The sequence below is a fragment of the Kineococcus siccus genome, assembly GCF_009906795.1.
Lineage (GTDB): Bacteria > Actinomycetota > Actinomycetes > Actinomycetales > Kineococcaceae > Kineococcus > Kineococcus siccus.
This window is the reverse complement of sequence record NZ_JAAALN010000196.1, coordinates 1-8,156: the sequence shown is the minus strand read 5'-3', so window position 1 is coordinate 8,156 and position 8,156 is coordinate 1. Positions and strand designations below refer to the sequence as shown.

Genomic DNA, 8,156 nt, shown 5'->3' with positions numbered 1-8,156 from the left:
GGGCCCGTGCGTGGACCGCTGCCCCGGTCATCGGTGCGCGCGGCGCCCACCTTGAGCCGGACCGCCGAGCGCGGCCGGGCGGGCGGTGAGAAGGTCGCGGTCGTGCGCCCCGACTCCTCGCCGCCCTCCCGCGAGCGCGTGACCCCGGCGGTGCGGCGGCTGCTCGTGGCCGGCGCCGCGAGCGTCGGGGCCGCCGTGGCGATGCTGGTGGTCGGGCCCATGGGCGCCGCGCGCGGCCCGTGGCTCGCGGTGCTGCTCGGCAGCTGGGCCGTCTTCGGCCTCACCGCGTGGTGGGCGCTGCGGGCGCCCGCCCCCGCGGGCGGACGCGAGCGACGCCGCGCGCTCGGGGTCGTCCTGCTCGTCGCGGCGCTGTGCCAGCTGCCCGGCCTGACGTCGATCCCGCTGTCGTCCACGGACGCCTACCGCTACGTCTGGGACGGCCGCGTGCAGCTGGCCGGGATCTCGCCGTACCGCTACGCCCCCGCGGACGACGCCCTGGCCCGGCTGCGCGACCCGGTCCTCTTCCCGGGTCTGGGCCCCGCGGACGCCAGCGGCCTGACCACCGTGCACGACCTCCCGGCCGACCGCGCCGCCTTCCTCGACGTCATCGCCGACGATCCGCGCACGAGCATCAACCGCCCGCGGACCGTCACCATCTACCCCCCGGCCGCCGAGGCGTGGTTCGCCGCCGTGGCCGCGGTGACCCCGTGGTCGGCCGGGACGCTGGGACTGCAGGTCGGCTCGGCGCTGCTGGCGCTGCTGACGACCGCGGTCATCGGGCTCGTCCTGGCCCGCGGCGGCGGGGACCCGCGGTGGGCCCTGCTGTGGGGGTGGGCCCCGGTCACCCCGCAGGAGACCGGCAACGGCGCCCACGTCGACGTCCTGGCGGCCGCCGCCGCGGTGACGGCCCTCGGGCTGCTGACGTGGCGGCGGGCCGTCCTGGGCCGGGTCCTCGGGGGCGTGGCCCTGGGGGTCGCGGTCTCGGCCAAGCTGCTGCCGCTGGCCCTGCTGCCGGTCCTCGTGCCGCTGCGGCACCGGTTCCGGCCGTGGCTCGCGGCACCCGTGGCGCTGCTCACCGTCGCCGCCTCGTACGTGCCGCACGTCCTCGGGGCCGGGGCGCTCGTGTTCGGCTACCTCGGCGGGTACCTGAACGAGAACGGCTTCGACTCCGGCGCCACGAAGTTCTCCGTCCTGGCCGTGCTGCAGGTGCCGCCGGGGGCGAGGAGCGTCGTCGCCGTGGCCGTGCTGCTCGTGCTGGCCGTCGTCGTGGCCTGGCGGACCGACCCGGTGCGGCCGTTCGCCGGTGCGGTCGTGCTCTACGGCGCGAGCCTGCTCGTGCTGACGCCCAACTACCCCTGGTACGCGCTGCCGGTCGTGGCGCTCGCGGCGCTGGCCCGTCGCCCCGAGTGGCTCGTCGTCGCGCTGCCGGGGGCCGTCGTGAACTCCGTGGTCCCGCCCGCGGACGTGGTCGTCGCCGTCTGGGGCGCCGCCGCGGGCGTCGTCGCCGTCGTGTCCCTGCTGCGCGCCGTGCGGGCCCGGACGCGGCCGGCCGGCGCCGGGCCGGCCGCGGCGCCCGCCCGGGCCGCCGTGCCCTGACCCCCCGCCGGCGCGGCTCGTCCCGGCTGGCGGCGCGTCCGCTCCCTGTGCGATCCTCGCGCCAACGGTCGGCGTGGACGGAAGAGATGGTGCCGGTGCCTTCAGCGGCAGAGGTTCGGCGCGAGGCCAGGGCGCGGCGTGCCCGCGCGATGCTGGACACCCTGTACGGCGACGAACTGCCGGTCGGGGACGATCCGCTGCTGGTCGCCCTCGTCGACGCGATCGCCACCGACGACGCGGGCGGGGCCGGTGACGGGCTCGTGGTCCAGGGCGACGGGCTCACGCGCGAGGTGCTCGCGGAGCTGGTCGAGGCCGCCGGGCCGGAGTTCGACACCTCGACCGTCCCGACGACGCTGCTGCCCGCCGATCCGTCGGGGCCGTCCGGAGAGCGCGCTCACGACTAGCCCCCGGCCGCCGGGTCGCGGCTGGTCGCGCTCGGTCGCCCTCGTCGTCGCGGCGGCGTTCTTCATGGAGAACCTCGACGCGACCATCCTCGCCACCGCGACGGCGTCCATCGGGCGCGGGTTCGGCGTGCCCGCCGCCGAGGTCGGCATCGCCATCACGGCCTACCTGGTCGCCGTCGCCGCGTTCATCCCGCTCGGCGCGTGGCTCGCCGACCGCTGGGGCGCCCGACCCGTGTTCCTCGCCGCCGTCGCGGTGTTCACGCTCTCGTCGGTGGCCTGCGCCCTCAGCCCGGACCTGCTCTCGCTCACCCTCGCGCGCCTCGCGCAGGGGTTCGCGGGCAGCATGATGGTGCCCATCGGGCGGCTCGTGGTCCTCGCGGAGACCCGGAAGTCCGACCTGGTGCGGGCCATCGCCTACCTGACCTGGCCCGCCCTCGTCGCGCCCGTCGTCGCCCCGCTGGTGGGGGGGCTGCTCACGCAGTACGCCGGCTGGCGGTGGATCTTCGCGGTCAACGTCCCGATCGGGCTCCTCCTTCTCGTCGTGGCCTGGCGCGTCGTCCCCGCCGTCGGGCGGCGCCGCCGGGCGCTCGACGTCCCCGGGCTCGTCCTCAGCGCCGTCGCGATCGCCACGCTGGTGCTGGGCTTCGACACCGTCACCGACCCGCGCGGTGCGGGCCGGGGCCTCGTGCTGCTGCTCCTCGCCGCCGCGAGCGGCGCCGCGACCTGGTGGTGGCTGCGACGCGCGGAGCACCCGCTGCTGGACCTCACGACGCTGCGGGTCGCGACGTTCCGGGTGTCGAACGGGTCGGGTTCGGTGTACCGCGCAGCCGTGAGCTCGGCGCCGTTCCTCGTGCCGCTGCTGCTGCAGGACGGGTTCGGCTGGAGCCCCGTCGACGCGGGCCTGATGCTCCTGTGGGTGTTCGTGGGCAACCTGGGCGTCAAACCCCTCACCACCCCGCTGATGCGCCGGTTCCCCCTGGTGCCCATCGCCGTCGTCTCGGCCGTCGTGCTCGCGGCGACCTTCGCCGCGAGCGCCGCGCTGCAGCCGGAGACCCCGCGGGTCCTCGTGGCGGGCGTCCTGCTGCTGTCCGGCGTGGCCCGGTCGGTGGGGTTCACCGCCTACAACACCCTGCAGTTCGCCGACGTCCCGGGGCCGAGCATGAGCCCCGCGAACGCGCTCGCCGCGGTCAGCGCCCAGCTCGCCGTCGGCCTCGGCGTGGCGGTCGCGGCGCTGGTGGTGCGGGCCGTGCAGGAGTTCCAGCCGGCGGCGGCCGCGCCCACCGGTTACCGCGTCGCGCTCGTCGTGATGGCCGTGCTCGCCCTGCTCAGCACCGTGGGTGGACTGCGGCTGCCCCGGGGGGCCGGGGACGTGGTCCGGGGTTGACGGCGGGGCTCAGCGGCGGCGCTGGTTGCCGCGGTAGGTCGCCCAGGGGTCGTAGTCGACCTCGAGCGCCGCCTGCTCCGGGCGCTGGTCCTCGGGGACGTGCTGGAGGTTCACCCGCACCCGGTACCAGATCGAACTGCTGCCGCGCATGCCGTCGACGAGGACGTCGCGCTCCTCGAGGAGGTCGGCGACGCCGGGGTGCCGCGCCTTCCACGTCTCCAGGCCCGCGAGGACCTCGGGCTTCGTGCGGGCCCGCGCGATCTCGATCACCGGCATGAGCATCGTCCGCGATCCCTTGCCGCGCGGCGCCTTCTCCGCCGGCCCGAGCCGTTCCGCGAGCGCGGTCAGCGGGCCGAGCGACCCGCCGAGGCCGTCCATGCCGGCCCAGGGGTCGCCGCGCTCGGCGACGCGGCGGGGGACCGTCGTCAGCGTGTGCTCGGCCGGGTCGACGGAACGGACCTCGTCCCAGTCCAGCGGGGTGGAGACGCGGGCGTCGGGCCGGCCGCGCACCGAGTACGCGCTCGCGACGGTGCGGTCCTTGGCGTTCTGGTTGAAGTCGACGAACACCCCCTGGCGCTCCTCCTTCCACCACCGGCTCGTCGCGAGCTCCGGGACCCGGATCTCGATCTCCCGCGCGACGGTCTCCGCCGCGAGGCGGACCTCGCGGTAGCCGTGCACCGCGTCGATCGGCGCGTAGACGTGCAGGCCGCGCGACCCCGACGTCTTGGGCCACGCCGTCAGCCCGTGCTCGGTGAGGACGTCACGCGCGACGAGCGCGACGTCGACGATCTGCTGCCAGTCGACGCCCGGCATCGGGTCGAGGTCGATGCGCAGCTCGACCGGGTGCTCGAGGTCCTCCGCCAGCACCGGGTGCGGGTTCAGGTCCACGCACCCGAGGTTCACGACCCAGGCGAGGCCCGCCGCGTCGCGCACGACGGTCTCGGCGGCCGACGTGCCCGACGCGTAGTGCAGCTCCGCGACCTCGACCCAGTCGGGGCGCTTCGCGGGGGCCCGCTTCTGGAACACGGCCTCCTCGCCGATGCCCTTCACGAACCGCTTGAGGACCATCGGCCGGCCGCGGACCCCGCGCAGCGCCGCGTCGGCGACCGCGAGGTAGTACGCCACGAGGTCGGCCTTGGTGTGGCCGGCGTCGGGGAACACGACCTTGCCGGGGTTCGTGATCGTCACCTCGCGGCCGGCGATCTCGAGCACCTGCGCCTCGGAGCGGGACGTCGCCATGCCCGAGAGCCTAGGACCGCGTCAGGCCGGCGAGCGGGTGAACCAGCCCTCGGCGGGGTGGGTGACCTCGGGCACGGCGCGCTCGAGGCCCGGCTGGTGCGCCCACCGCACGCCGTTGGCGATGACGCGCCGCACGTCCGGGTGGTGGTAGACGGGGTAGTCCTGGTCCCCGGGGCTGAAGTAGAAGACGCGGCCGCGCCCGCGCAGGTACGTCATGCCCGAGCGGAACACCTCACCGCCGGGGAACGCGCTGATGAACACCAGCTCGTCGGGGGCCGGGACGTCGAACGGTTCGCCGTACATCTCCTGCTGCTCGATGACGAACGGGTTCGGCACCCCCTCGGCGATGGGGTGGCCGGTCGCCACGGTCCAGACCACCTCGCGCCCGCCGTCGTTGCGCCACGCCAGCGAGCACGTCGTCCCCAGCAGCCGGATGAGGATCTTCGAGAAGTGCCCCGAGTGCAGGACGATCAGGCCCATGCCCGCCAGGACGTGCCGCTGCACGCGGTCGACGACCTCGTCGGCGACGTCGCCGTGGGCGACGTGCCCCCACCACAGCAGGACGTCGGTGTCCGCGAGCACCTCCTCGGTGAGGCCGTGCTCCGGGTCCGACAGCACGGCCGTGCGGGTCGTGGCCCCGGGCACGAGCTCCTCGACGGCGCGCGCGATGGTGCCGTGCAGTCCGTCGGGGTAGTCCTGCGCCATGCTCGCGGGGTTCCCCGTCGACTCGTGGACGTTCTCGTTCCAGACCGTCACGCGGACGGGGGCGTCGCTCATCGGGTCTCCTGGTGGCGGGGGTGGGCAGCGGGGTGCCGCGCAGGTCGGCGGGCACGACGACGTCCTCGACGCGTCCCGAGGCGGCGGAGCGGGTGGCGGCCTCCATGAGGGCGACGCTGCCGAGGTTGCCCCGCGCGTTCGCCTCCGACGGGGGCCCGCCCTCGACGGCCCGGGCGAACTCCTGCAGCCCGGCCGAGCGGCCCCACAGGGGCAGCGCGGGCAGCGCCACGTCCTCCGGGTCGGCGCCCGGCCGGTGCAGCGTGAGCGTGTCGGCGTTCGGGCCCGCGGGGCCACCGGCGCGGGTGCTGAAGGACATCGCCCCGTCGGCGCCGTCGACGGTCCACGAGCCGCCCCAGTCGGTCTCGGGGGCGCGGCTCACCCAGCTGCCGCGGTAGCTGACGACGAGCCCGTCGGCCATCTCGATGGTCATCACCGCGGCCGCCTCCTCGGCGTAGCGGCTCCACGCGGGGTCGCTCGCCCGGGCGTGGACGCGGACGGCCTCCTGACCGGTCACCTTGCGCAGCAGGTCCAGGTGGTGGATCGCCATGTCGTGGATCAGCGGGTGCGGGAACGCGTAGTGGCCGTAGGTGCCGGCCGGTTCGTCGTGGTCCCACTTGCGGAAGTCGATGCTCACGGCGGACAGCGCGCCGACCGCGCCCGCGGCGACGAGCTCGGCGGCCGCCCGGGGCGCGGGGTAGAACCGGTAGTTCTGGCTGACCTGCAGCACGAGGCCGAGCTCCTCGGCGCGGCGCACCGCGACCGCGGCCTCCTCGACGGTGCTCGCGAACGGCTTCTCGACGAGCACGTGCCGCCCGGCCTCCATCGCCTGCAGCGCCATCGGGACGTGCGTGCGCACGGGCGTGGTGAGCAGCACCGCGTCCGCCTCGACGGTCGCGAGCGCCTCCTCGAACGACGTGAAGCAGGCGGCGTCGGGCAGGTCCCGCAGTTCCTGGAACCGGCGCAGCGTGGGTTCGTGCGGGTCGACCACGGCGACGCGGTCGACCTCGGCGACCGGTTCGATCGCGTGCGCCTCCCAGTCACCGCCCCAGCCGCCGATGCCCGCGTGGATGAGCCTGATCGTCACCGTTTCCCCGCTCCCTCGATCGTCCGGGGAACCCTACCGAGCCGGGCGGGGACCGGCCCGGGGAGGTGCAGACTGGCCGGGTGGACGAGGACATCGAACCGAGGATCGGGCAGCTGAGCGACGAGGCGCGGCGCAAGGGGCTCGAGATGGAACCCCGCCTGGACGGGGACTGGAACCTGTTCCGCACGGGTGAGGGCGGCCGCACGCAGATCACCCTGGAGGGGGCCCCACCGGGCAGCGGCCTCACGCAGGAGCAGGTGGCGGTCTACCTCGCGCGCGTGCCCGGGTAGCGGCACGTTCGGGCCGCCGCCGCCGGGGTAGGGGGCGGGCATGAGCGAGAACGCGGACGTGCCGCGCGAGCAGCCCTCCGGTGCGGACCTGGGGGTGGGGAGCCCCGCCGAGGACGTGGGCGACGGCGACGGCCCGGCGACCCCGCCCGGCTACCCCGACGAGGTCGACCCGGCCGAGGGTCCCGTGGGCAGCGGCGACCGGGTGGGGTCGCTCGACGACCCCGGCGCCCCGGCCGGCTGAGCCCCCCACCTCGGCGCGTCGCGGAGCACGTCGCCCAGGGCTTCCTCCTGCGCCGGGCGACCGGCGTCGGGGCGCCGGGAGCGTCTCGCTGAGCGAGACGGCGCTGGCCACGGACCCGGCCCAGGCCGCACGCTGACGGCTCCCCAGCTCGAGGAGGAGACGTGGGCGTCGACGGTGGCGGCGGGCCCGGCGGTCCGGTGGCGAGCACCACCCTGCGGGTCGTCGGGCGGTGGTCCGCGACCGACGACGTCGTCGTGCTCACCCTCGCCGATCCGGCCGGTCACCGGCTGCGGGACTGGGCCCCCGGCGCCCACGTCGACGTGGTGCTGGCCGGCGGGCTGGTCCGGCAGTACTCCCTCTGCGGCGACCGCTTCGACCCGCGCACCTACCGCGTCGCCGTGCGCCGGGAACGGGACGGCCGCGGCGGCTCGGCGCACGTGCACGACCGGCTCGCCGTCGGTGACCTCGTCGGGGTCGGCGGTCCCCGCAACACCCTCCCGCTGGTCCCCGCGGAGGAGTACCTGTTCCTCGCCGGCGGCATCGGCATCACGCCGCTGCTGCCGATGGTCGCCCAGGCCGAGCGCCTGGGCGCCGACTGGCACCTGGCCTACGCCGGGCGCTCGCGGTCGGGCATGCCCTTCCTCGACGAGCTGCCCACGGGTGCGGGCCGGGTCAGCGTGCACGCCTCCGACGAGGGGGACCGCCTCGACGTCGCGGCCCGCGTCGCGGGAGCCGGTGCGGCGGCGCGGATCTACTGCTGCGGGCCCGCGTCCATGGTCGCCGAGGTCGAGCGCGCCGGGGCGGGGCGCGGGGCCGGCGCGGTGCGCACGGAGCGGTTCAGCGCACCGGCGCAGGACGCCCCCGTGCGCAGCGCCCCGTTCGAGGTCGTCCTCGCCCGCAGCGGACGCACCGTCGTCGTCGACACCGGGACCACGGTGCTGCAGGCGATCGAGGCGGCCGGCGGCCGGGTGCTGTCCTCGTGCGGGCAGGGGCTGTGCGGCACGTGCGAGACGACGGTCCTCGACGGGGTGCCGGACCACCGCGACAGCGTCCTGGACGCCGACGAGCGCGCGGCGGGGGACTGCCTGCTGGTCTGCGTCTCGCGCTCGTGCTCCGACCGGCTCGTGCTCGACGCCTGACC

The 8,156-nt window shown here is 76.1% G+C and carries 8 protein-coding genes and 1 pseudogene; 6 read left to right on the top strand and 3 right to left on the bottom strand.

The features are described 5' to 3' along the window. The 3 genes from GTR02_RS17510 to GTR02_RS17500 form a co-directional block, all read left to right on the top strand. The coding region (locus GTR02_RS17510) for an MptA/MptB family glycosyltransferase (protein ID WP_205709517.1) at nucleotides 1-1,596 on the top strand (1,596 nt) is incomplete at its 5' end. Nucleotides 1,597-1,691: 95 nt separating this feature from the next. Continuing rightward, a complete protein-coding gene (locus tag GTR02_RS17505) occupies nucleotides 1,692-2,000 on the top strand; it encodes a hypothetical protein (protein WP_276611040.1) in 309 nt (102 codons plus the stop codon). Continuing rightward, a complete protein-coding gene (locus tag GTR02_RS17500; protein WP_338073892.1) occupies nucleotides 1,963-3,384 on the top strand; it encodes an MFS transporter in 1,422 nt (473 codons plus the stop codon). Before GTR02_RS17505 ends, GTR02_RS17500 begins: the two co-directional genes overlap by 38 nt. 9 nt (nucleotides 3,385-3,393) lie before the next feature. On the opposite strand, the gene ligD is transcribed toward GTR02_RS17500, so the two are convergent. The 3 genes and pseudogenes from ligD to GTR02_RS17485 form a co-directional block, all read right to left on the bottom strand. Beyond that, entirely contained in the window at nucleotides 3,394-4,623 is a 1,230-nt protein-coding gene (ligD, locus tag GTR02_RS17495; protein ID WP_166608766.1) for a non-homologous end-joining DNA ligase, read from the bottom strand. Between the two features lie 21 nt (nucleotides 4,624-4,644). Beyond that, the gene (locus GTR02_RS17490) at nucleotides 4,645-5,400 is read right to left on the bottom strand and encodes a ThuA domain-containing protein (RefSeq protein WP_166608765.1); all 756 of its coding nucleotides are present in this window, start codon (nucleotides 5,398-5,400) and stop codon (nucleotides 4,645-4,647) included. 130 nt (nucleotides 5,401-5,530) lie between these two features. Further along, nucleotides 5,531-6,388, bottom strand: a pseudogene (locus tag GTR02_RS17485) (Gfo/Idh/MocA family protein); the annotation flags it as partial. 176 nt (nucleotides 6,389-6,564) lie between these two features. On the opposite strand from GTR02_RS17485, the gene GTR02_RS17480 reads away from it, so the two are divergent. The 3 genes from GTR02_RS17480 (at nucleotide 6,565) to GTR02_RS24645 (ending at nucleotide 8,154) form a co-directional block, all read left to right on the top strand. Further along, entirely contained in the window at nucleotides 6,565-6,774 is a 210-nt protein-coding gene (locus GTR02_RS17480; protein ID WP_166608764.1) for a hypothetical protein, read from the top strand. 40 nt (nucleotides 6,775-6,814) lie between these two features. Next, the gene (locus GTR02_RS17475; protein WP_166608763.1) at nucleotides 6,815-7,015 is read left to right on the top strand and encodes a hypothetical protein; all 201 of its coding nucleotides are present in this window, start codon (nucleotides 6,815-6,817) and stop codon (nucleotides 7,013-7,015) included. A gap of 161 nt (nucleotides 7,016-7,176) precedes the next feature. Further along, the gene (locus tag GTR02_RS24645) at nucleotides 7,177-8,154 is read left to right on the top strand and encodes a 2Fe-2S iron-sulfur cluster-binding protein (RefSeq protein WP_205709516.1); all 978 of its coding nucleotides are present in this window, start codon (nucleotides 7,177-7,179) and stop codon (nucleotides 8,152-8,154) included. Nucleotides 8,155-8,156 lie beyond the last annotated feature (2 nt).